The following is a 20,950-nucleotide window of genomic DNA, read 5'->3' on the forward strand; positions in this document are numbered from 1 at the left end:
CGATGGCGCGGCTCGTGGCGTGATTCAGACGATTTGACGGGACAGAAAAAGCGAGCCTGAAGGCTCGCGGTCCAAGTGCGGCTCCTGGACCGCGAGCCTTCAGGCTCGCTCTCTAAGCCCATCACATTCGATGAAGCGTGGCGCTAGTCAGTCGACCAGCATCGCCATAGGACGCTCGATCAGGCGCTTGAACTCGGCGAGCAGAACCGCGCCGAGCGCGCCGTCGACGGCGCGGTGATCGACCGAGAGCGTCACGCTCATGATCGTCGCCACAGCCGGCGCGTCATTCTTCACCACCACGCGCTTCTCGCCGGCGCCGACCGCGAGGATGGTCGCATGCGGCGGGTTGATGACGGCGGAGAAATTCTTGACGCCGAACATTCCGAGATTGGAGACGGCCGTCGTGCCGCCCTCATATTCGCTCGGCTTCAATCTGCGCTCGCGGGCGCGCGCGGCGAGATCCTTCATCTCGATGGCGATCTCGCGAAAGCTCTTCATCTGCGCGTCGCGAATGATGGGCGTGACGAGGCCGCCGGGAATTGAGACCGCGACGCCGACATCGGACGCTGTGTGCTTCAGCATCGCGTTCTGCGTGAAGGTCACATTGGCGTCGGGGACGCGCTGCAGCGCCAGCGCCATCGCCTTCACGATGATGTCGTTGACGGAGACCTTCCATTCGGGCTTTCCGTCCGCGCCATTCGGCGCGGCGCTGTTGTAGTCCTCGCGCAGGCGCAGCAGCGCATCGATGTCGCAATCGGTCTGCAGCGCGAAATGCGGAATGGTCCGCACCGAATCGGTCATGCGCCGGGCGATCGCCTTGCGCATCGAATCATGCGGGATCTCGGTGAAGGAGCCGGGCGCGAACAGCTTTCGCACGACCTCGTCGGAAAGCGCGACCGGCGCCTCGCTCGGCGCAGAGGGGCCGGCGGCCGCACGACCGCCGGCGAGCGCCGCCTTCACATCGCGCTCGACGACGCGCCCATGTGGGCCGGAGCCGGTCAGAGCGGCGAGGTCGAGCCCGCTCTCCTTGGCCAGCCGCCGCGCCAAAGGCGACGCGAAAATGCGTCCGCCGCCGCCTGCGAGCCGCTCGTCTCCCGAAAGCGCCATGGATTCACCTATAGAGAACCGCCTTCGCCGCCGCGATCACCTCGGCGACGGAAGGCAGAGCCAGCTTCTCGAGATTGGCGGCGTAGGGCATGGGCACGTCCTTGCCGGTGACGCGCAGCACCGGCGCGTCGAGATAATCGAAGGCCTCCTCCTGCACGCGCGCGGCGATCTCGGCCCCGACGCCGCATTGCGGCCAGCCCTCCTCCACCGCGACGCAGCGGCCGGTCTTCTTCACCGATGCGACGATCGCCGGCACATCCATCGGCCGCAGCGTGCGCAGATCGATCACCTCGGCTTCGATCCCCTCATTGGCCAGCGCCTCGGCGGCGGCGAGCGCATGAATGACGCCGATCGAGAAAGAGACCAGCGTGACATGCGTCCCCGCTCGCGCGACGCGAGCCTTGCCGATCGGGATCAGAAAATCCTCGATCATCGGCGTGTCCCACTGCTTGCCGTAGAGGATCTCGTTCTCGAGAAAGACGACGGGGTTGGGATCGCGAATGGCGCTCTTGAGCAGCCCTTTGGCGTCGGCGGCGTTGGACGGCGCCACCACCTTCAGCCCCGGCACCTGCGAGAACCAGGACGAATAATCCTGGCTGTGCTGGGCGCCGACGCGCGCGGCCGCGCCGTTCGGCCCGCGGAACACGATGGGGCAATTGACCTGCCCGCCGGACATATACAGAGTCTTGGCCGCCGAGTTCACGATATGGTCGATCGCCTGCATGGCGAAATTGAAGGTCATGAACTCGCAGATCGGCTTCAAGCCCGCGAAGGCGGCGCCGACGGCGAGGCCGGCGAAGCCATATTCGGTGATCGGCGTGTCGACGACGCGGCGCGCGCCGAACTCCTGCAGCAGCCCCTGCGTGACCTTATAGGCGCCCTGATATTCGGCGACCTCCTCGCCGATGACGAAGACGTCCGGATCGCGGCGCATCTCCTCGGCCATGGCGTCGCGCAACGCCTCGCGCATGGTCATCGGGATCAGCACCGTGTCGGGTGGAATTTCCGGCGCGGCGATGGCGGGCGAGGAAGCGACAGGCGCGGGCGGCGGTGCGAGCGTGGCGGTCGCCGCCGCGGTGGCCGGCTCGGGAGCCGATGCGGGAACGTCCGGCGCCTTGGCGGGAGCCGCGGGCTCGGCGGGACCGACCTCCTCGCCCTCCTCGGCGATGACGGCGATCGGAGTGTTGACGGCGACATTCTCGGCGCCGCCGGGCACGAGAATGCGCGCCAGCACGCCCTCGTCGACGGCCTCGACCTCCATCGTCGCCTTGTCGGTCTCGATCTCGGCGATGACATCGCCGGCCTTGACCTTATCGCCCTCGTTCTTGAGCCATTTGGCGAGCTTGCCCTGTTCCATCGTGGGCGAGAGAGCGGGCATGAGAACATTGACGGTCATGGATTTATCCGCCGAATGGAAAATACAGCGCAGCCTCCCTTCTCCCACTTGTGGGAGAAGGTGGCCTCGCGAAGCGAGGTCGGATGAGGGCCCTTGCAGTCGATGCGCAGCGCCGATGCGGTGCGGACCCTCATCCGACCCGGCTGCGCCGGGCCACCTTCTCCCGCGCGCGGGAGAAGGATTCGCACGTCGAGAGTCCGCCCTCGCTTCATAGCACCACGTCCGTCCAGAGCTCGCTCGGATCGGGCTCGGCGTCATTGGTGGCGAAATCGGAGGCGTAGGAGACGATCTTGCGCACGGCGGCGTCGATTTGCTTCAGCTCGTCTTCGCTGGCGCCGAGGGCGAGCAGGCGCGCGCGCACCTGCTCGATCGGGTCCTGCTCCTCGCGGACCTTCTGCACCTCTTCCTTCGAGCGATATTTCGCCGGATCGGACATCGAATGGCCGCGGTAGCGATAGGTCTTGGCCTCGATGAGATAAGGCCCCTTCCCCGCCCGGCACCAGTCCAGCGCCTCGGTCACCACGGCGGCGACGGCGCGGACGTCCATGCCGTCGACCTGCCGGCCGATGATGTTGAAAGCCTCGCCGCGTTTCGAAAAATTGGGCTGGGCCGAGGCGCGCTCGACCGAGGTGCCCATGGCGTAGCGATTGTTCTCGACGATATAGACCACAGGCAGCTTCCAGAGCTCCGCCATGTTGAAGCTCTCATAGACCTGCCCCTGATTGGCTGCCCCCTCGCCGAAAAAGGTCAGCGAGGCCGAATCGGTCCCGCGATAGAGGTCGGCGAAGGCGAGCCCCGCCCCGAGCGGCGCCGGCGCGCCGACGATGCCGTGGCCGCCATAAAAATTCTTCTCGCGCGAGAACATATGCATGGAGCCGCCCTTCCCTTTGGAATAGCCGCTCCTGCGCCCCGTCAGCTCGGCCATCACGCGCTTCGGCTCCATGCCGCAGGCGAGCATATGGCCGTGGTCGCGATAGCCGGTGATGAACTGGTCGGTCGGCCGCGCCGCCATGCGCGCGCCGACGACGACCGCCTCCTGGCCGATATAGAGATGGCAGAAGCCGCCGATGAGCCCCATGCCGTAGATCTGGCCGGCCTTCTCCTCGAAGCGGCGAATCAGCAGCATCGCCCGATAGGCGGCGAGCTCCTGCTCGCGGGAGAACTGCAATACGCCATCGACGGCCGCGGCGCCTTCGGCCGCTCCCGCGACATCGGCGAGCTTCGTATCGTTCTTTTCCGTTGCCGGCATGGCCGCGCATCTCCGTCGGCGCCACGACAATAACTGGGAGCGTCTGTGGCGTTCCGCGAGCCCTCGTCTCCAGCTCCGTCGCGGCGAGACCTCCGCCGCCACGCAGGATAGCGCGAAAGCGGACGGAAAACGAGACGCGCTGCAAATCGGCTGTGGGTCGAGAGAGATTTTCTCTCTCCCCGCCGTCGATCGGAGAGGATAGCGTGGAAGCTCGGCGCTCGCGTCCGAGCAAGAGCCTGGATCATGACCGAAGCGACACCCAGTCCGATCGACTTTCACGACATCGATCAGGCCCGCGCCTGGACGGCGGACACGGTCGCCCGAAGGCCGCACAGACCGCGATTCTTCGATGCGTTCTGCGCCTCCCTGGAAGGGCGTTTCGACGCGCCGATACGGATTGCGGAGCTGGGATCGGGCCCAGGACACCTCGCATGCGCCATTCTGCGCCGATGCCGCATCGAAAGCTATCATGCGATCGACTTCTCGCCGGCGATGCATGCGCTCGCGCATGAGCATCTCGCCGAGGCCTCGAGCCGCGTGACGTTTGTCGAAGCCGATTTCAGGTCGAACTCCTGGGCGGCCGGTCTCGCCGGCGTCGACGCCGTCGTCACGATGCAGGCCGCACATGAGCTGCGCCACAAGAACCGCTTGCCCGCCTTGCTCGATCTCATCCACGAGACGATCCGTCCCGGCGGACTTCTCCTTTATTGCGATTACTACGCCGACGCCGCGCGCGAGGAGAAATCCACGCTCTTCCTCACGCGGGACGAGCAGCCGGCGGCCCTCGAGCGAGCAGGATTTGCGCCCGTCGGCCTCGTCCATGAGGAAGGTGGAATGGCGCTCTACCGCGCCCTGCGGGCGCAACTCTAGCTGCTGGAGGCGAGGTGCCAGGATTCCAAAGCCCGAGCGCGGCGACGAGCCTATTTTCCGTCCAGCGCCGCGAATCGCACCATCACATCGGCGCCATCCGCCGGCGGCGAGGCGAGACGCGCGCGAAAGGCCAGAGTCTCGCCGGCGGCGAGACGCGCCTTGGGCGGCGTCTCGGTCCACACATAGCGCTCGCGCCCGTCGGCGCCGCGCACGGCGAGCGCCACTTTCGGCACGCGATTGGCTTGCTGGCGCAGATTGACGATCTCGCCTTCGACCGTCAGCACCTTGCGCGAGCCCTCCTCGGCGATCTTCGAGGTGACGGAGCGCAGATCGAGGCCGAAGACGTTGACCTTCAGCCCGGCCGCCGAATAGAGCCCCGCGGCGCCAGGGGCGAGCCGCACGACGCGCTCGCGCATGCCGATCAGCCCCATGGCGCCGAGCATCACCGCGATCGCCGCGGCGATCACCGGAAGACGGCTGGGACGGCGCTCCTGCCAGGGCTCCTCCTCCAGCGGAGGGGCGCGCCAGAGCCGCGCATGGGCGCGCTCCCAATCGGCGAGCGCCGCTTCGGCGCTGGTGGGCTCGCTCGCGCGCAGAGTGTCGAGAGCGGGATAAAGAGGAATAGGACGCTTTTCGCGCATGGGCCGGCCTCCGAGCCGCCGCCGGCGCGCAAAAATCACAACGCCGGACCTTCTTCTCCATTAATGCGCGATATGGTTAAGAGGCCGTGAACTGCTAAGGTTCGTTTGGTGATTCTGACGCCGCTTCGTTAATGGAAGGCGCCTCTTGCTGAGCTTTGCGGATGTCGGGCTGCGCTATGGGACGGGAAACGAGATCCTCTCCGATCTCTCTTTCACCGTCGAGCCGCGCTCCTTTCAATTCCTGACCGGGCCGTCGGGCGCCGGAAAAACCACGCTGCTCAAGCTCGTCTTGATGTCGCTGAAGCCGACGCGCGGGCGCATCACTTTGTTCGGCCAGGATGCGGCGACGCTGGGCAAGGACGAGGTGACCGACATCCGCCGCCGCATCGGCGTCGTGTTTCAGGACTTCCGCCTGCTCGACCATCTCTCCCTCTATGAGAATGTGGCGCTGCCGCTGCGCGTCATCGGCCGCGAGGAGGCGAGCTATCGCGCCGAGGTGCTGGAGCTGTTGCGCTGGGTCGGGCTCGACAATCGCATCACCGCCCTTCCCACCGTTCTCTCGGGCGGAGAGAAGCAGCGCGCGGCGATCGCGCGAGCGCTGATCGTGCGGCCGGAGCTGCTGCTCGCCGACGAGCCGACCGGCAATCTCGACCCCACCCTGGCGCGGCGGCTGCTGCGGCTGTTCATCGAATTGCACAAGAGCGGCACATCGGTCGTCATCGCCACCCACGACCTCGCGCTGATGGACCAATATGAGGCTGCGCGCCGTCTGGTGCTCGCCGACGGCCGCCTCCATGTCTTCGAGTGAGGCGCGCATGACCCTTCGAGCGATTCTGGCGCGACGCGCGGCCATCGAGACGACGGACGAGGAGCAAGAGTCCGTCCCGCTCGACGAGGCGCTGGCGCGCGAGACGCCGCTGGTCCCGACCTGGTCGATCGCCGGGCGCTCGCTCGTCATCGTCATCGCCATCATGACCTTTCTGGCCGCTCTCGCCGCCGGCGCGGCGCTGCTCGTCGCCGACGCCAGCGTCGACTGGCGGCGCGAGGTTTCGCGCGAGGCGAGCGTGCAGATCCGGCCGATCGCCGGCCGCGACGTCGAGGCCGATGTCGTGCGCGCGACGGCGATCCTCGTCGCCGCGGAGGGCGTGCGCGACGTGAAGGTCTACAGCAGGGCGGAATCGGAGGCGCTGCTCGCCCCCTGGCTCGGTCAGGGGCTCGATTTCGCCGAATTGCCGGCGCCGCGCATGATTGTCCTCAAGCTCGACCAGCAAAAGCGCGCCGATCTCGGCGACCTGCGCCGCGAGCTCGCGCGCGAGCTGCCCAACGCCGCGCTCGACGACCATAGATTATGGGTCGAGCGCCTCGGCCAGATGGCCGGCGCCGCCGTCGCCGTGGCGGCGATGGTGTTCGCGCTGATCGTCGTCGCCGCCGGCCTCACCGTCGCCTTCGCGACGCGGGCGGCCATGGTGGGAAACCGCGAGATCATCGAGGTGCTGCATCTCGTCGGCGCCGCCGATCGCTATATCGCCCGCCAGTTCCAACGGCGCTTCGTGGCGCTCGGCCTGCGCGGCGGCCTTATCGGCGGCGGCTGCGCCATGATCTTCTTCATTCTCGCCGGCTATCTGGCGAGCGGCTGGACGGCGACGCCCGGCGGCGATCAGATCGAGGCCATGTTCGGCAGCGTCTCGCTCGGGCCGCGCGGCTATGCGGTGATAGCCGCCATTTCGGCGGCGGCGGGCCTGCTCACCGGATTCATGTCGCAGGAGACCGTGTTCCGTCAGCTGCGCCGGCTGAAGTGATGGGCGGCGGGCATTACGATGCACCGTCCCACCACTAGACAGGCTGCGCCGGCGCTCACACATTTCGGCATGGGTCACATCAGGACGAGACGCGTGGCGGCTGGCCCGAGAGCGCAGAGACGACGGCGATCGGCCGCGCCACGACGCGCGGCGACGCTGCTGCTGTGCCTCGCCGGCTTCCTGGCGTCGGGCTTCGTGGCGGGCTTCATCGGCTTCGCTCTGTCGCTCGAGCGCGCCGAGCCGATCCTCACCGTGCAGGCCGACGGGGTGGTGGTGCTGACCGGCGGCTCCGACCGCATCCATGAGGCGGCGGAACTGCTCGCGCGCGGGCAGGCGCGCCGACTGCTCATCACCGGCGTCAACAAATCCACCCGCGGCCCGGAGATCGCCAAGCTGCTGCCGGTGTCGCGGCAATTGTTCGATTGCTGCATCGACCTCGGCTATGAGGCGCTGGACACGGCCGGCAACGCCGCCGAGACGCGCGAATGGGCCAAGGCCCGCGGCATCGGCGGCTCTCTCATCGTCGTCACCTCCAATTATCATATGCCCCGCGCTCTGGTGGAGCTGTCGGCCGCATTGCCCGGCGTCGAGCTCTATCCCTTCCCGGTCGTCAGCGAACATATGCAGGTCGCCGACTGGCTCGACGACGCCAGCGTCGCGCGCCTCATCGGCGGGGAATATGTCAAATATCTCTTTGCTTTGGCGCGCACGCGCCTGTTCCCGGGCGCTTCTTATGCGGGGCATTCCACACGCACCGGCGCAATGGCCGAGGTCGACGCCCCGTCCTGGTGAAAGCGACGCCGGTGAATTTTGCGTCGGCCGGAAATGCGCTAGAGAACGCCCGACCGATCCACCCCGTCAGGCGGACCCGATGCTGTATCTGCGCTCGCTCATCTTCAACATCGCCTTCTTCACCAATGTGATCGTGCTGATGCTGATCTGGCTGCCGGCGCTGGCGATGCCGCGGCAGGCGTCGCTCACGCTCGGCCGCGCCTGGGGCCGCACCTCTTTGTGGTGGCTCGAGAAGATCGTCGGGCTGAAGGTCGAGTTCCGGGGGCTCGAGAATATTCCGAAAGGCCCAGTCATCGTCGCCTGCAAGCATCAGTCGATCTGGGAAACGTTCGTGCTGCCCCTGCACTTCCCGGACTTCTCATTCATATTGAAGCATGAGCTGATCTATATTCCCTTTTTTGGCTGGTATCTTCTCGCCGCCGAGCAGATCGCCGTCGACCGCGCCAAGGGCGGACGGGTGCTGCCGCAGATCACGCGCAAGGTCAAGGCGCTGTTCGCGCAGGGTCGGCAGCTGTTCATCTTTCCCGAAGGCACGCGCCGCCCGATCGGCGCGCCGGCGCAATATAAATTCGGCGTCGCCCATCTCTATCACGAGAGCGGCGCAGCCTGCCTGCCGGTGGCGCTCAATTCCGGCCTGTTCTGGCCGCGGCGCTCCTTCCTGATCCGCCCGGGGACCGTTGTCCTCGAATATCTGCCGCCGATCGAGCCGGGCCTCGCGCCCAGACTATTCTTCGAGCGCCTGCAGGAGACGATGGAGACGGCGACCGAACGGCTGATCGAGGAGGCGGTCGCGCGCGACCCCGCGCTCGGCGCGATCGTCGAGCGCAACCGCGCGACCGCGCCGACCGTCTGAGGGATCAGGCCGCGGCGGCCTTGCCGCGCAGCGAATACTCCGCCTCGACGATATAAGGCCCGCCGCCGACCGAATCGCGCGACGAGTAGAGGACGAAGCTCGCCGCCTCGAAGCGCAGCGGCGGGAAATAGCCGCGCGTCCCGAGATAAGCGGCGACCGCCGAGCTCGGCGCGCCGCGCAGCCGCGCCAGCGTCACATGCGGCACGAATTTGCGCGGCTCGGGCGCAGCGCCGAGACGGCGCAGCAGGCGCTCATGCTCGGCCTGGAGCTCGGTGAGCGCCGAATCGGCCCGCGCCTTCACGATGAGCGCGCGCGGCTTGTCGCCGCCGAACGAGTCGAGCCGGTCGAGCTCCACCGTCATCGACGGGCGGCGCACGCCCGCGAGCGTCATAGCGACGTCATGGGCCATGGCGTCGTCGACATCGCCGATGAAGCGTAGCGTGATGTGATAATTCTCGGCGTCGATCCAGCGCGCGCCGGAAAGGCCTCCGCGCAGCATGGAGAGATCAGCGGCCACCCGGGCCGGGATTTCGAGGGCGGTGAACAGTCTCGGCATTGGGTCCTCCATCCTGGTCGATCGCGGGCGTGATTCGTCGCCGGTAGCGATGGTCTCGTGATCGGATGGGCCGCTCGCGGCGGATCGAAGCGGCTCTGGCGGGCGCCTCCTTCCCTAGAGTTTCGCGCGTCGCGCGCAGGACTACGGTCTGCTTCATCGCAATCGATGGGTCTCGAAAGCGAGCCTGAAGGCTCGCGGTCCAAGCCCGGGTCTGGACCGCGAGCCACTTCCGAACTCATTATACCCTAAAATCCGCCCCGGCGGAGCCTTGCGACGAGCCGGGCCGTCGCCCGATCAGCGCGCCGCCCCGCCGGATTTTTCCGCGCGAATTGCGTCGAGACGAGCCGCGACCAGCGGCGCGACGCCCTCGACGATCCGCTCCACCCCGGCCCGGCTCGGATGCAGGCCGTCCGGCAGGGTCATGCCGTCGACGCCGAGCACGCCCTCGAGAAAGAAAGGATAGAGCGGCAGGCGACGCTCGGCGGCCAGAGCGGGAAAAATGGCGTCGAAGGCCTGCTTCGTCTCCTCGCCGTAATTGGCGATGCTGACCATTCCGGCGAGCAGCACCTTTGTTCCTCTGGCGTCACAGGCGGCGATGATCCTCTCGAGATTGGCGCGCGTGCCGGCGGGGTCGAGCCCGCGCAGGTTGTCATTGGCGCCGAGCTCGAGAATCAGCAGATCGCCGCCGTCGCGCAGCGCATAGGCGATGCGCCCCGCCCCCTGCCCCGTGGTCTCGCCGGAAACGCCGGAATTGACCACTTTCACGTCATAGCCCTCTTTGCGCAGCCGCCGCTCCAGCGCCGCTGGAAAAGCGGCGTCGGCCGGCAGCTGATAGCCGGCGGTGAGGCTGTCGCCGAAGGCGATGATGCGCAGCGGCTCGGCCTGCGCGGCGCCGACGAGCCCGGCGCCGAGCGCGAGCAGCGCAGAAATGCGCCGGGTGATCCTGGAAATTCGCGCCGGCTTCGCATAAGTCCGATGGTCGCGGCGGTCCTGCGCGTCGCCTCTCGTCATCTTCGGGAATCCTCTTGCTGAATCAGCCGATCATCGAGCTCGACGATGTCGATCTTACCCTCGGCGCCGGCGCTTCGCGCGCCCATGTGCTGAAAAAAATCAGCCTCGCCGTGCACAAGGGCGAGGCCGTGGGCCTCATCGGCCCCTCGGGCTCGGGCAAATCAACGTTGCTGATGACGCTGGCCGGGCTGGAGCGGCCCGATTCCGGCCGCGTCCGCGTCGACGGCGCCGATCTCACGCGCCTCTCCGAGAATGAGCTGGCGCGCTTCCGCGGCCGCAGAATGGGCGTCGTCTTCCAATCCTTTCAGCTCATCCCGACCATGACTGCGCTCGAGAATGTCGCGGTTCCGCTGGAGCTCGCCGGCCGCCCCGACGCTTTTGCACGCGCGCGGGAAGAGCTGGAGGCCGTCGGGCTCGGCGGCCGACTCGCGCATTATCCGGGGCAGCTCTCCGGCGGCGAGCAGCAGCGCGTCGCTCTGGCGCGGGCGCTGGCGCCGGACCCGGCGATTCTCGCCGCCGACGAGCCGACCGGCAATCTCGATTCGGAGACCGGCGCCGCCATCATCGATCTCATCTTCGCGCAGCAGGCGCGGCGCGGCGCCACCTTGGTGCTGGTGACGCATGACGCCTCGCTCGCCGCCCGCTGCGACCGCGCCGTGCGGCTGCGCTCGGGGCGGATCGACGCCGAGATCAGCGAATGAAGGGATCTCGCCTGCCGCTGCCTCTGCGCTTCGCCCTGCGCGACCTTATCGGCGATCTGCGCGGCTTTTCCGTCTTCATCGCCTGCATCGTCATCGGCGTGGCGGCGATCGCCGGCGTCGGCGCGGCCTCCTCTTCCCTGTCGGCGGGCCTCGCTCGCGAGGGGCGCGCGATCCTCGGCGGCGACATCTCGCTCGCCGTGACCTCGCGACCGTTCACGCCGGAACAGCGCGCCTTTCTCGAGCGCGCCGGACGCGTCGGCGAGATCGCGCTGATCCGCGCCATGGCCCGTTCCGAGGCGGGCGAGGCGGCGTTGGTCGAGGTCAAGGCCGTCGACGCGGCTTTTCCGCTCGCCGGCGCCGTGACGCTCGCGCCGGCGCAGAGTCTTGCCGAAGCGCTCGGCCCACGCGACGGCGTGCTCGGCGTCGCCGCCGATTCGACCTTGATCGCGCGGCTGGATCTGAAGGTCGGCGATCGGCTGAAGATCGGCTCCGGCGTTTTCGATCTGCGCGGCGAGCTCGTCTCCGAGCCGGATAAGCTCGCCGGCGGCGTCGCCTTCGGCTCCCGCGTCCTGATGAGCGAAGCCGGGCTCGCGGCGAGCCGGCTCGACCGGCCGGGCGTGATTTTGCGCCGCGTCGCCCGAGTGGCGCTCGGCGCCGGCGATCGCGTCGCCGAAGATCGGGACGTCGAGCAATTCGCCACAGCGCTCGCCGCCGCCTTCCCGGACGCCGGCTGGGAGATGCGCCGGCGCGACGCCGTCTCGCCGCAGTTCACGCGCAATCAGCAGCGCTTCACGCAATTGTTGACGCTGGTCGCGCTCACGGCGCTGGTCGCGGGCGGCGCCGGCGTCGCCAACGCCGTCGACGGCTTCGTCGCTCGCAAGCGCGATTCCTTCGCCATTCTGAAGGCGCTCGGCGCGCCGGCCTCGCGCGTCTTCGCCATTGCGCTGACCGAAGTGCTGCTGGTCGCCGCCCTCGCCATCGCCGGCGGCCTCGCTCTCGGCTCGGCCTTTCCCTTTCTGCTCGATCGCGCGCTCGGCGCCGTCGGCCTGCCCTTCGCGCCCAGCGTCGACCTCCGCAGCCTCGCCATCGGCGCGCTCTGCGGCCTGCTGGTGACGCTGATCTTCGCACTCGGCCCGCTCGGCCGCGCCTATGCGACGCCGGTGGCGCGGCTGCTGCGCGAGGAGACCGAGGAGACGCGCACGCCGCGGCTCTTCGCCGCCGCCTCGCTCGCCTGCGTCGCGCTGCTCATCGGCGCGATATTGGCCTTCGCCGCCGATCTGCGGCTCGCCGCCGCTTATGCGGCCGCGACTGGAACCGCTTTTCTGCTGCTCCGCGGCGTCGCCGCCCTCGTCGTGCTGGCCGCGACCCGCGCGCCGCGCTTTGCGAGCCTGCGGCTGCGCCATGCGATCGCCAATATCCGCCGGCCCAGAAATCTGGCGGCGCCGCTCGTGTTGTCGATCGGGCTGACGCAGACATTGCTCGTCGCGCTCGCCCTGGTCGAAGCCTCCATCCACGCCGAGCTGGCGCCGAGGGAGCGCGGCCGCACGCCGAATTTCTTCTTCATCGACGTGCCGAAGGAGCAGGCGGCGGAATTTTCCGCCTTTCTCACTTCATTCTCGCCGGACGCGCGGATCGAGCAGGCGCCCATGCTGCGCGGGCGCATCGTCGCCGTGAAGGGCGCGCGCGTCGAGACGTTGAAGCCGCCGGACGATATCTCCTGGGCCCTCGACGGCGATCGCGGCGTCACTTTCTCCTCAACCCTGCCTGCAGGCTCGACCCTGGCCGCGGGCTCCTGGTGGCGCGCGGAGGAGGACCGGCCCGAATCGCCCCTGGTCTCGCTCGAGGCGCGGGTCGCCGAAGGGCTCGGCCTCGCGGTCGGCGACGAGATCACGGTGAATGCGCTCGGCCGCGAGCTCACCGCGCGCGTCGCCAATCTGCGGCGCGTCGACTGGCGCAGCTTCGGCATTAATTTCATGATGGTGTTCTCGCCCGCCGCCTTCGCCGACGCGCCCTATTCGCAAATGGTCACGGCCGCCTTCGACGGGCGCGACGATGGCCGCGACGCGCGGCTGACGCGGGAGGTCGCGAAGCGCTTTCCGATGATCGCCGCGCTGCGGGTGAAGGATGCGCTCGACGCCGTCGGGGAGATCGCGGATCGGCTGACCACGGCGGCGCGCGGCGCGGCGGCCATTGCGATTCTCACAGCCGCGCTGGCGCTCGGCAGCGCCGTCGCCGCCTCGCAGCAGACGCGGCTGCGCGACGCGGTGATTCTCTCGACGCTCGGCGCGACGCGCGGCTTTCTGATCAGCGCCTATGGAATCGAATTCGCGCTGCTCGGCGCCGCGGCAGGCGCGGTCGCCGTGGCGGCCGGCAGCGGCGCCGCGGCTTTCATCCTGACGACGCTGATGCGGATGGATTTCGTGTTCCGGCCCGGGCCGGTCGCCGCGACGATGCTCGGCGCGCTCGTCTTCGCCATCGCGCTCGGCCTCGCCGGCAGCTGGCGCGCGCTCGGGCGACGGCCGGGCGCGGCGCTGCGGCGCCGCTAGAGGTGGGCGAGCCTGACGGATCGCTCGCGAGAACCGTCGAATCGCCGTGAAACAACGCTCACCGCACGAATTTGAAGGCGGCGAGAAGGACGCCGGCGAGCGCGATCTGGGTTACGATGAGCCAGCGAACCATATCGACTTTGAGCTCGGCGAGCGCTTCCTTCAAATCGCTCTTCGTGACCAGCTCCTGGCTGGTCGCCTCGGCGAACGCTTCGGCGGCCGCTTTGGCTCGAGCATGCGTGAAGCCGCCGGCCTCGAGCTTCTCCACGAATTTCAAGTGTCGAATGCGACGCTCATTCTCGTCCCCTGCCTGGAAAATACGGACCGGCTTCGCCTTCGCGTCCATCTCTCTCGACCTTCGCTCTCGGCAGCCGAATCGAGCGCCGCCGGCGGGGCCACGGGGCGAAAATACGCCGAAACGCGCCCAAATCGACCGAAACCCTTGCTCCCGGGGCGCTGCGGCCTTAAAAGGCGGGCTTCGCGGCGTCCGGGAGGCTGGACGCGAGATAATCGCGCGCGCCCTCGCAGCTGTGTAAAATCGGACATGCCCCAACTTCTGCCCGAACGCAAGAAACCGCCGGCCCCGGACAAGGGCGATATTTCGCTGCCGAACATGTTCGCCCCGCTCGGCGGCGGCTTGGCGGCGGCTGCGGTCTTCGCCGTGCTCACCAAGGGCACGCTCGCCGGGCTGCTGCTCGCGCATCTCGCGCCGCTGCCGCTGATGATCGTCGCGCTCGGCTTCGGGCTGCGCCAAGGCGCCACCGCGGCCCTGATCGCGGCCGGGCTGCTGTCGATCTGGCCCAATCCGGCGTTCGGCCTCGTCTATGCCGGCATATTGGCGATCCCCGCCATTCTCGCCTGCTATATCGCGCTCGGCGCTCCATTCCGCGGCCGCGAGCTCGTCGCCGGCAATCGCGCCGCCATCGCCGTGCTCGGCGCGAGCGTCGCGCTGGCGGTAGCGTTCAGCGTCGCCGTCATCGCCGCGTCGATCTATTTCGGCAGCTTCGAGGAAGCGATCAACCCGCTGCGCGCCAAAGCGTTTCTGATCATCGAGGATATGTTCCGCGGCCAGGACCTCGGCGACCGCTTCGACGCTGCGCGCCTCTCCGGCGTCGCGGCTTTCGCCTTTCCGGCGACGATCGCCGGCTATGCGCTATTGATCTATTCGCTCAATCTCTGGTGCGCCGGGAAGCTGGTCAAGGCGTCGGGCCTGTTGTCGGCGAGCTGGCCGGACATCGCCGCCGAATTCACGCTGCCGCGCCCTGTCGCCGCCGTGTTCGTCGTCGCGGCGACCCTCGCCGCGGTCGGCGATCTCCCCGGCGAGATCGCCCTCATCGTCGCGGAGACGCTCGGCCTCGCGCTGGCGCTGCAAGGGCTCGCCGTCGCGCATATGCTGCTGCGCACCGCCAAGATCGGCACGGTCGCGCTGCTCGTCGCCTATTTCACGATCGGCCTGTTCGGCTGGCCGATCCTGCTGTTCACCGCCGTCGGCGTCGCCGACGCCGCCTTCTCCTTCCGCGCCCGCAAGCGGGCGGCCGCGCAGGAACGGCGCGGCTGACGAAGCGACGGGCGCAACATCAACGAGAGACATGAGGAGAAGACGATGGTCGAGGTGATTCTTCTGGAGCGCGTGGCCAAGCTCGGCCAGATGGGCGAGACTGTGCGCGTGCGCGACGGCTATGCCCGCAACTTCCTGCTTGCGCGCGGCAAGGCGATGCGCGCCACGGAATCGAACAAGAAACATTTCGAGACGCAGCGCGCCCAGATCGAGGCGCGCAATCTCACCGCCCGCAAGGAGGCCGAAGGGGTCGCCGAGAAGCTCGAGGGGCAGAGCTTCGTGATCATCCGCCAGGCGGGCGAGAGCGGCCATCTCTACGGCTCGGTGGCGACGCGCGACATCGCCGAGGCGGCGACCGCCGGCGGCTTCTCGCTCAGCCGCGACCAGATCGACCTGCAGCATCCGATCAAGGCGCTCGGCCTGCACACCGTGTCGGCGCATCTGCATCCCGAGATCGAGGTGAAGATCATCGTCAATGTCGCCCGCTCGACGGAAGAGGCCGAGCGCCAGGCGCGCGGCGAGGCCGCCGCGGCGCGCGAGGAGACGACGCTCGACGATCTCGGTCTCGAGGTCGGCGCGGCGCTCGCCGAGGCCGGCGACGTGGAGCTCTAAAAGTCTCGCTTCGGACCAACCGAATCAGCGACGGCCGGAGGCGAAAACGCCTTCGGCCGTTTGCTTCGGCGGCGCCGTTGCAGAACTGCCACACTCAACCGCAATTCCGCGAATCGTCGATTCATTTTCACTAAGCGTGTGGAAATGACTCACAAGCCCGTCGCAGCGCCGCGGCGGCGTGATGTTTGTCATTGGCGCCGCGCTCCCATTCGGGCAAAGTCCGCTCCGTCCTTTCGAGCGCTCGTCGCGTTTAGTCCTCACGGCGTCGAAGACATTTCAGCGCCAGACGCGAGAGACCATGCCAGCAATCGAACAATTGCCGGGCCTGCGGACATTGCAGGTCGCGCCGCTCGACGCCCCGAGCTATCGCACGCCGCCCCACAACATCGAGGCCGAGCAGGCGCTGCTCGGCGCCATATTGGTCAACAACGACGCCTTCGACCGCGTGTCGGATTTTCTGCAGGCCGCGCATTTCTCCGAGGAGCTGCACCGGCGCATCTTCGAGGTGTGCTCGCAGATCATCCGCGCCGGCCGCGTCGCGACGGTGGTGACGCTGAAGACGCATCTCGGCGACATCGAGCTGCCCGGCGGGCTGACGATGCAGGCCTATCTCGCCCGCCTCGCGCGCGAGGCGACGACGATCATCAATGCGGAGGATTACGGCCGCACCATTCACGATCTCGCGGTGCGGCGCGAATTGATCGTCATCGGCGAGGATGTCGTCAACGCAGCCTATGACGCGCCCATCGATTCGACCCCGCGCCAGCAGATCGAAGAGGCCGAGCGCCGCCTCTATTCGGTGGCCGAGACCGGCCGCTACGACGGCGGCTTCCAGCGCTTCTCCGACGCGCTCGTCACCGCCATCGACATGGCGAGCAGCGCCTATCAGCGCGACGGACATCTGTCCGGCACGGCGACGGGGCTCACCGATCTCGACGAGAAGATGGGCGGCCTGCAGCGCTCGGATCTCATCATTGTCGCCGGCCGCCCCGGCATGGGCAAGACCGCACTCGCCACCAATATCGCCTTCAACATCGCCAAGGCCTATCAGTCCGAGCAGCAGCCGGACGGCTCGCTGAAGACGGTGAATGGCGGGATCGTCGGCTTCTTCTCGCTCGAAATGTCGGCCGAGCAATTGGCGACGCGCGTCATCGCCGAGCAATCCGGCGTGGCCTCGTACAAGATCCGCCGCGGCGACATCAATGAGGATGACTTCCGCCGCATCACCGACGCGGCGCGCGAGATGCAGAGCATTCCCTTCTTCATCGACCAGACCGGCGGCATCTCCATCGCGCAGCTCACCGCGCGGGCGCGGCGCTTGAAGCGCCAGCGCGGGCTCGATCTGCTCGTCGTCGACTATCTGCAATTGCTGTCGGGCTCCAAGTCGCGCGGCGACAATCGCGTGCAGGAGCTGACCGAGATCACCACCGGATTGAAGGCGCTGGCCAAGGAGCTGGCCGTGCCGATCGTCGCATTGTCGCAGCTCTCGCGTCAGGTCGAATCGCGCGACGACAAGCGGCCGCAGCTCTCCGATCTTCGCGAATCGGGCTCGATCGAGCAGGACGCCGATGTGGTCATATTCGTCTATCGCGAGGAATATTATCTACGCAATCGCGAGCCGCGCGAAGGCACGGAGGAGCACATCACCTGGCAGAACGAGATGGAGCGCGTGCACGGCCGCGCCGAGGCGATTCTCGGCAAGCAACGCCACGGCCCGACCGGCACGGTGACGCTCGCCTTCGAGGCCGAGCTGACGCGCTTCTCCAATCTCGCCGAGGAGGACAAGCTGCCGGCGCGGATGTGAGGCGCGCGTCGGCGAGGACGCGCCCCGCCGCTCTGGATTGCTTCGCTTCGCTCCTCGCAATGACGGCCGTCATTGCGAGGAGCGAAGCGAAGCAATCCAGAGCGGTGGGGCCGAGTCTTTCAGGCGACGCGCGTCGCCTCGAAGGCCGGAACCGCGCGCGAAAATTCGTCGAGCCAGGCGACGAGCGCGGGATGCGCCGCGCGCCATTCGCCGCCGAAGCGATAATCGAGATAGCCGAGCGCGCAGGCGAGCGCGACATGACCCACCGTGACCGGAAAGGCCGGCGAGCGCGCGTTCAGCTCGGCGAGAGCGCGGTCGATCTTGCCCTGCTGCAAGGCGATCCATTTGGGGTCGCGCAAATTCTCCGGGCGCGTGACCTCGTAACGGATGAGCAGCGCCGCGTCATTGATTCCGTCGCCGAGCGATTGCAGCGTCAGTGCGGCGATGCGCGCGGCGGGATCAAGAGGGACGACCTTGCCGCCGCCGACGAGAAGATCGAAATAGTCGCAGATGACGCGGCTGTCATAGATCGTCTCACCCGTTTCGAGGATCAGCGTCGGCACCTTGCCGAGCGGGTTTTGCGCGCGCAGCGAATCCTCTGGATTGCTCGTGTCGGCGCCTTCGAGCGTCAGGCTCGGGCCGAGGCCGCAGAGCTCGGCCACGATTCGCGCCTTGCGGGCATAGGGCGAGGCCGCGGAATAGCGTAGGATAGGCATGACGTTCCTTCCTGATCGATACCGATGGACAGCGAATAAGGCTTTGAAGAGATGATCGCCAGTCCCGAAGACATCGAGGCCGGACAGGCCATCTACACGCCCCGCGTGCTGCAGCTCTATGATCTCGTCGTGCTCGGCCTTTCCAATCGCTTCGTCTGGAAATGTCCGACGCCGCGCCTCCTCGCTCATTACGATGCGCATGTGACGGGAAATCATCTCGATGTCGGCGTCGGCACGGGCTATTTTCTCGACCGCTGCCGCTTCCCCGCCGCTTCACCGCGCGTCGCGCTGATGGATCTCAATGACAATGCGCTGCGCTTTGCGGCCAATCGCGTTGCGCGTTATGCGCCGAAGACCTATCGGCGCAATGTGCTGGAGCCGATCGCCTTCGACGCCGAGCCCTTCGATTCGATCGGCGTCAATTATCTGCTGCACTGCCTGCCCGGGCCGATCGCGGAGAAGGCGATTCTCTTCGATCATCTGCGGCCGCTGATGCGCGACGGCGCGGTCCTCTTCGGGTCCACCCTGTTGCAGGGCGGCGTTGCGCGATCGGCGGCGGCGCGTCGGCTGATGGCGTTCTACAACGCCAAGGGCGTGTTCTCGAATGCGCGCGACGATCTCGACGGGCTGCGCAGCGCGCTCGAGGCGCGCTTTCGCGACGTGTCGATCGAGACAGTCGGCTGCGCGGCGCTTTTTTCAGCGCGCGTAGATCGCCGATAGCGGAAGCGAGAGGCCAGGCGGATCGAGCGCAATGTCGCCGTCATGATAGACGCGCGTCAGAATATCGCGCCCCTCCCCACGCCGCTGATGAATCACGCGCGGCGTATCGGGGTCGATGATGAGATAATGGGCGATGCTTGGAATGAGGAAATAGCCCTCGAGCTTGCCGAGCGCGTCATTGCGTCCGGTCGACGGCGAGAGCACTTCCACGACGATCAACGGCTCACGAACGAGCAGCGTGTCCGGCGCGAGTTCCGGCCCGCAATAGAGCTGCGCGTCGGGCTCGAACACCGTCGATGCGTCGACGCGCACGGCCATGCCGTCCGGCAGCACATGCCACGGCGCGCCGGCGCGCCGCACGGCGTCCAGCAAGGCTACATAAACAGCGCCCTTCGTCTTCGCATGGGCGAGGCGCTCGGAGGCCTGGGCGAGAACTTCGCCGTCGACCAGCTCATAGCGTCCCGGCTGCGCTTCGGCCCAGACGACGAATTCCTCGGCCGTCATCTTCGGTTTTGCGGCCGCGCTCATCGGCTCACCCTTTCAACTCGGCGAAGGGGACCATCACATGCTGGCGATAGGCGGGCCGCTCCTGCAGCCGCGCATACCAAGCTTCGACATTGGGGAGCGACGGGCGCTCTATGTCCAGCTCGAAATAACGGTAGAGCGTCGTTCCCGCGGGAATATCGGCGAGCGTCACATCGTCTCCGGCGATGAAAGGGCGATTGGCGAGCCATTGATCGAGAAAAGTATAATGGATCGCGCAGCGGGCGATGGCGGCGCGGATCGTCGGCCAGTCGCGCTTCTCCTCCGGCGTGCGATAATAAGCGACGAACACGCCGTCGACGAAGGCCGGCTGCAGCGTGGTCTGCGCCCAATCCATCCAGCGGTCGGGAAAAGAACGCGCCACCGGATCGGCGGGCCAGAAGCGCTCGCCGCCATAGCGCGCCGCGAGATAGCGCAGGATCGCGTGGGATTCCCACACGGTGGCGCCCTCGTCCTCGATCACTGGAATGCGGCCATGCGGGTTGCGGACGCGAAACTGCGGGTCGTCGAGTCCGCCGAAGGCGCCGCCGAGCGGCACATGGGCGTGGTCGAGGCCGAGCTCGCCGACCAGCCAGAGGACCTTCTGCACATTGAAAGAATTGCGCCGTCCGTAGATCGTGAGCATGGAACCCCCTCCGCCGATGCCGGGACGAGCCGGACGCGCGCCGCTGGCGTTCCGAAAAAAAGCGCCTATTCTTCCCGGTTGCAAGGGGTGATCGACGCATGAGCAAGCTACTTGAACTGGCGATCGCGCGCTCACGGGCGCTGCCGGAGGCCGAACAGGACCGGGTCGCCGCGCTGCTGCTGGAGGCGATCGAGCCTCAAACGCCTTGCGCCCCGCTGGATGCGGAGACGATCGAGGCGTTGGACGAGGCGCTCGCGCAGTCCGAACGCGGGGAGTTCGCCTCGGAGGAGGATATTTTCGCCTTGTAGCACGTTCGTTGAGAGCGCCTTCTTCTTCAATCCCTGGTTCTGGTCTATTTGCAGATCTCGATCCGAAAAATTTGCGAAGGCAAGGAGAATCAGGTGATCGACCCGCCATATGCAGCCTACGAGGCCGCAGCCCCATATTTTGATCTCATTCGCAGGGCTGTCGGAGACCTCGTTGATGGCGAGCATTTTTTCGACGTCGTCTCCGACGACATCGTCTACGAGGTGCTCTATGAGCTTCCAGGCTGGCCGCGCAGCCTCAAAGGGCGCCGCGATCTGATGGCCGCCTTCCGTGGCTATGTCGACAATATTGCGCTTCAGTCTGCCGGCGAGTTGATCGTCCACAAGACCGATGACGGCGGAGGAATCGTCATCGAATACGAAGTCCGCGGCACGATCATCGCTACGCAGGTGAACTACGAGAATCGATTTTGCTCGATTATCCGGTTCGAGAACAAAAAGATCGTGTATTGGCGCGACTACATGGACTCGCTTGCGGCGTGGAACGCCCTGGTGGCGCGGGCGGAGATAGTGCCATGAGGCGAA

General features: G+C 67.3%; 23 protein-coding genes. 13 read left to right on the plus strand and 10 right to left on the minus strand.

All coding sequences use genetic code 11. The annotated features are described in order from the left end of the window. Window positions 1–147 precede the first annotated feature (147 nt). From CQW49_RS01945 to pdhA, 3 genes are all read right to left on the minus strand, one after another. Complete coding sequence (locus tag CQW49_RS01945; protein ID WP_003612794.1) at window positions 148–1,107, minus strand: 2-oxo acid dehydrogenase subunit E2; 960 nt, start codon at window positions 1,105–1,107, stop codon at window positions 148–150. A 4-nt stretch (window positions 1,108–1,111) separates the two neighbouring features. Continuing rightward, on the minus strand, window positions 1,112–2,503 hold the full coding sequence (locus tag CQW49_RS01950) for a pyruvate dehydrogenase complex E1 component subunit beta (RefSeq protein ID WP_003612792.1): 1,392 nt from the start codon (window positions 2,501–2,503) through the stop codon (window positions 1,112–1,114). 208 nt (window positions 2,504–2,711) lie between these two features. After that, entirely contained in the window at window positions 2,712–3,752 is a 1,041-nt protein-coding gene (gene pdhA, locus CQW49_RS01955; protein ID WP_003612789.1) for a pyruvate dehydrogenase (acetyl-transferring) E1 component subunit alpha, read from the minus strand. Between the two features lie 243 nt (window positions 3,753–3,995). On the opposite strand from pdhA, the gene CQW49_RS01960 reads away from it, so the two are divergent. After that, entirely contained in the window at window positions 3,996–4,622 is a 627-nt protein-coding gene (locus CQW49_RS01960) for a class I SAM-dependent methyltransferase (protein WP_003612787.1), read from the plus strand. A gap of 50 nt (window positions 4,623–4,672) precedes the next feature. Here CQW49_RS01960 and CQW49_RS01965 read toward each other — a convergent pair whose 3' ends face one another. Then, the gene (locus CQW49_RS01965) at window positions 4,673–5,263 is read right to left on the minus strand and encodes a hypothetical protein (RefSeq protein WP_003612786.1); all 591 of its coding nucleotides are present in this window, start codon (window positions 5,261–5,263) and stop codon (window positions 4,673–4,675) included. 145 nt (window positions 5,264–5,408) lie between these two features. Here CQW49_RS01965 and ftsE point away from each other — a divergent pair, with 145 nt between their 5' ends. From ftsE to CQW49_RS01985, 4 genes are all read left to right on the plus strand, one after another. After that, a complete protein-coding gene (gene ftsE / locus CQW49_RS01970) occupies window positions 5,409–6,071 on the plus strand; it encodes a cell division ATP-binding protein FtsE (RefSeq protein WP_003612784.1) in 663 nt (220 codons plus the stop codon). A gap of 7 nt (window positions 6,072–6,078) precedes the next feature. After that, on the plus strand, window positions 6,079–7,062 hold the full coding sequence (locus CQW49_RS01975) for a cell division protein FtsX (protein WP_003612783.1): 984 nt from the start codon (window positions 6,079–6,081) through the stop codon (window positions 7,060–7,062). 93 nt (window positions 7,063–7,155) lie between these two features. Continuing rightward, window positions 7,156–7,854 carry a YdcF family protein gene (locus CQW49_RS01980; protein WP_003612782.1) on the plus strand — a complete coding sequence of 233 codons (699 nt, stop codon included), beginning with the start codon at window positions 7,156–7,158 and terminating at the stop codon, window positions 7,852–7,854. Window positions 7,855–7,933: 79 nt separating this feature from the next. Then, window positions 7,934–8,707 (plus strand): lysophospholipid acyltransferase family protein, encoded by a 774-nt coding sequence (locus CQW49_RS01985; protein WP_003612781.1) that lies wholly within the window; start codon window positions 7,934–7,936, stop codon window positions 8,705–8,707. A gap of 4 nt (window positions 8,708–8,711) precedes the next feature. Here the strand turns inward: CQW49_RS01985 and thpR are convergent, their stop codons facing one another. Both thpR and CQW49_RS01995 read right to left on the minus strand, forming a co-directional pair. Further along, window positions 8,712–9,263, minus strand: a complete 552-nt coding sequence (gene thpR, locus CQW49_RS01990; protein WP_003612780.1) for an RNA 2',3'-cyclic phosphodiesterase — start codon at window positions 9,261–9,263, stop codon at window positions 8,712–8,714. Between the two features lie 294 nt (window positions 9,264–9,557). Beyond that, a complete protein-coding gene (locus tag CQW49_RS01995) occupies window positions 9,558–10,274 on the minus strand; it encodes an arylesterase (protein WP_003612779.1) in 717 nt (238 codons plus the stop codon). Window positions 10,275–10,288: 14 nt separating this feature from the next. Between CQW49_RS01995 and CQW49_RS02000 the strand changes: the two genes are divergently transcribed. Both CQW49_RS02000 and CQW49_RS02005 read left to right on the plus strand, forming a co-directional pair. After that, complete coding sequence (locus CQW49_RS02000) at window positions 10,289–10,975, plus strand: ABC transporter ATP-binding protein (protein ID WP_003612778.1); 687 nt, start codon at window positions 10,289–10,291, stop codon at window positions 10,973–10,975. Beyond that, on the plus strand, window positions 10,972–13,521 hold the full coding sequence (locus tag CQW49_RS02005) for an ABC transporter permease (protein WP_003612777.1): 2,550 nt from the start codon (window positions 10,972–10,974) through the stop codon (window positions 13,519–13,521). The genes CQW49_RS02000 and CQW49_RS02005 overlap by 4 nt, the downstream gene beginning before the upstream one ends. Window positions 13,522–13,579: 58 nt before the next feature. Here CQW49_RS02005 and CQW49_RS02010 read toward each other — a convergent pair whose 3' ends face one another. Next, window positions 13,580–13,867, minus strand: a complete 288-nt coding sequence (locus tag CQW49_RS02010) for a hypothetical protein (RefSeq protein WP_003612776.1) — start codon at window positions 13,865–13,867, stop codon at window positions 13,580–13,582. A 198-nt stretch (window positions 13,868–14,065) separates the two neighbouring features. Between CQW49_RS02010 and CQW49_RS02015 the strand changes: the two genes are divergently transcribed. From CQW49_RS02015 to CQW49_RS02025, 3 genes are all read left to right on the plus strand, one after another. After that, window positions 14,066–15,079 carry a DUF2232 domain-containing protein gene (locus tag CQW49_RS02015; protein WP_065083550.1) on the plus strand — a complete coding sequence of 338 codons (1,014 nt, stop codon included), beginning with the start codon at window positions 14,066–14,068 and terminating at the stop codon, window positions 15,077–15,079. 45 nt (window positions 15,080–15,124) lie between these two features. Next, window positions 15,125–15,691: a 50S ribosomal protein L9 gene (gene rplI, locus CQW49_RS02020; protein ID WP_003612774.1), complete on the plus strand. Its 567-nt coding sequence runs from the start codon at window positions 15,125–15,127 to the stop codon at window positions 15,689–15,691. Between the two features lie 298 nt (window positions 15,692–15,989). Then, window positions 15,990–17,495, plus strand: a complete 1,506-nt coding sequence (locus CQW49_RS02025) for a replicative DNA helicase (protein ID WP_003612773.1) — start codon at window positions 15,990–15,992, stop codon at window positions 17,493–17,495. A 119-nt stretch (window positions 17,496–17,614) separates the two neighbouring features. Here the strand turns inward: CQW49_RS02025 and CQW49_RS02030 are convergent, their stop codons facing one another. Continuing rightward, window positions 17,615–18,211, minus strand: coding sequence for a glutathione S-transferase family protein (locus tag CQW49_RS02030; protein ID WP_003612772.1), 597 nt, complete (start codon window positions 18,209–18,211; stop codon window positions 17,615–17,617). 51 nt (window positions 18,212–18,262) lie between these two features. On the opposite strand from CQW49_RS02030, the gene CQW49_RS02035 reads away from it, so the two are divergent. Then, complete coding sequence (locus CQW49_RS02035; RefSeq protein ID WP_003612770.1) at window positions 18,263–18,931, plus strand: class I SAM-dependent methyltransferase; 669 nt, start codon at window positions 18,263–18,265, stop codon at window positions 18,929–18,931. On the opposite strand, the gene CQW49_RS02040 is transcribed toward CQW49_RS02035, so the two are convergent. Beyond that, window positions 18,908–19,459, minus strand: a complete 552-nt coding sequence (locus CQW49_RS02040) for a Uma2 family endonuclease (protein ID WP_003612768.1) — start codon at window positions 19,457–19,459, stop codon at window positions 18,908–18,910. The two genes, CQW49_RS02035 and CQW49_RS02040, sit on opposite strands and share 24 nt — an antisense overlap. Window positions 19,460–19,463: 4 nt before the next feature. Then, on the minus strand, window positions 19,464–20,099 hold the full coding sequence (locus CQW49_RS02045) for a glutathione S-transferase family protein (protein ID WP_003612766.1): 636 nt from the start codon (window positions 20,097–20,099) through the stop codon (window positions 19,464–19,466). Window positions 20,100–20,197: 98 nt separating this feature from the next. On the opposite strand from CQW49_RS02045, the gene CQW49_RS02050 reads away from it, so the two are divergent. Then, window positions 20,198–20,407, plus strand: a complete 210-nt coding sequence (locus CQW49_RS02050; RefSeq protein WP_003612764.1) for a hypothetical protein — start codon at window positions 20,198–20,200, stop codon at window positions 20,405–20,407. A gap of 93 nt (window positions 20,408–20,500) precedes the next feature. Beyond that, the gene (locus CQW49_RS02055; RefSeq protein ID WP_003612762.1) at window positions 20,501–20,944 is read left to right on the plus strand and encodes a nuclear transport factor 2 family protein; all 444 of its coding nucleotides are present in this window, start codon (window positions 20,501–20,503) and stop codon (window positions 20,942–20,944) included. The last annotated feature ends 6 nt before the right edge of the window (window positions 20,945–20,950 follow it).

The organism is Methylosinus trichosporium OB3b, from assembly GCF_002752655.1.
GTDB classification, from domain to species: Bacteria; Pseudomonadota; Alphaproteobacteria; order Rhizobiales; family Beijerinckiaceae; genus Methylosinus; species Methylosinus trichosporium.

What these genes read in the sequence shown, in the direction of transcription:
- CQW49_RS01945 (WP_003612794.1), bottom strand. Translation starts at nt 1,107, where the DNA reads ATGGCGCTTTCGGGAGACGAGCGGCTCGCAGGCGGCGGCGGACGCATT.
- CQW49_RS01950 (WP_003612792.1), bottom strand. Translation starts at nt 2,503, where the DNA reads ATGACCGTCAATGTTCTCATGCCCGCTCTCTCGCCCACGATGGAACAG.
- pdhA (WP_003612789.1), bottom strand. Translation starts at nt 3,752, where the DNA reads ATGCCGGCAACGGAAAAGAACGATACGAAGCTCGCCGATGTCGCGGGA.
- CQW49_RS01960 (WP_003612787.1), top strand. Translation starts at nt 3,996, where the DNA reads ATGACCGAAGCGACACCCAGTCCGATCGACTTTCACGACATCGATCAG.
- CQW49_RS01965 (WP_003612786.1), bottom strand. Translation starts at nt 5,263, where the DNA reads ATGCGCGAAAAGCGTCCTATTCCTCTTTATCCCGCTCTCGACACTCTG.
- CQW49_RS01975 (WP_003612783.1), top strand. Translation starts at nt 6,079, where the DNA reads ATGACCCTTCGAGCGATTCTGGCGCGACGCGCGGCCATCGAGACGACG.
- CQW49_RS01985 (WP_003612781.1), top strand. Translation starts at nt 7,934, where the DNA reads ATGCTGTATCTGCGCTCGCTCATCTTCAACATCGCCTTCTTCACCAAT.
- thpR (WP_003612780.1), bottom strand. Translation starts at nt 9,263, where the DNA reads ATGCCGAGACTGTTCACCGCCCTCGAAATCCCGGCCCGGGTGGCCGCT.
- CQW49_RS01995 (WP_003612779.1), bottom strand. Translation starts at nt 10,274, where the DNA reads ATGACGAGAGGCGACGCGCAGGACCGCCGCGACCATCGGACTTATGCG.
- CQW49_RS02005 (WP_003612777.1), top strand. Translation starts at nt 10,972, where the DNA reads ATGAAGGGATCTCGCCTGCCGCTGCCTCTGCGCTTCGCCCTGCGCGAC.
- CQW49_RS02010 (WP_003612776.1), bottom strand. Translation starts at nt 13,867, where the DNA reads ATGGACGCGAAGGCGAAGCCGGTCCGTATTTTCCAGGCAGGGGACGAG.
- CQW49_RS02015 (WP_065083550.1), top strand. Translation starts at nt 14,066, where the DNA reads ATGCCCCAACTTCTGCCCGAACGCAAGAAACCGCCGGCCCCGGACAAG.
- rplI (WP_003612774.1), top strand. Translation starts at nt 15,125, where the DNA reads ATGGTCGAGGTGATTCTTCTGGAGCGCGTGGCCAAGCTCGGCCAGATG.
- CQW49_RS02025 (WP_003612773.1), top strand. Translation starts at nt 15,990, where the DNA reads ATGCCAGCAATCGAACAATTGCCGGGCCTGCGGACATTGCAGGTCGCG.
- CQW49_RS02030 (WP_003612772.1), bottom strand. Translation starts at nt 18,211, where the DNA reads ATGCCTATCCTACGCTATTCCGCGGCCTCGCCCTATGCCCGCAAGGCG.
- CQW49_RS02035 (WP_003612770.1), top strand. Translation starts at nt 18,263, where the DNA reads ATGATCGCCAGTCCCGAAGACATCGAGGCCGGACAGGCCATCTACACG.
- CQW49_RS02040 (WP_003612768.1), bottom strand. Translation starts at nt 19,459, where the DNA reads ATGAGCGCGGCCGCAAAACCGAAGATGACGGCCGAGGAATTCGTCGTC.
- CQW49_RS02045 (WP_003612766.1), bottom strand. Translation starts at nt 20,099, where the DNA reads ATGCTCACGATCTACGGACGGCGCAATTCTTTCAATGTGCAGAAGGTC.
- CQW49_RS02050 (WP_003612764.1), top strand. Translation starts at nt 20,198, where the DNA reads ATGAGCAAGCTACTTGAACTGGCGATCGCGCGCTCACGGGCGCTGCCG.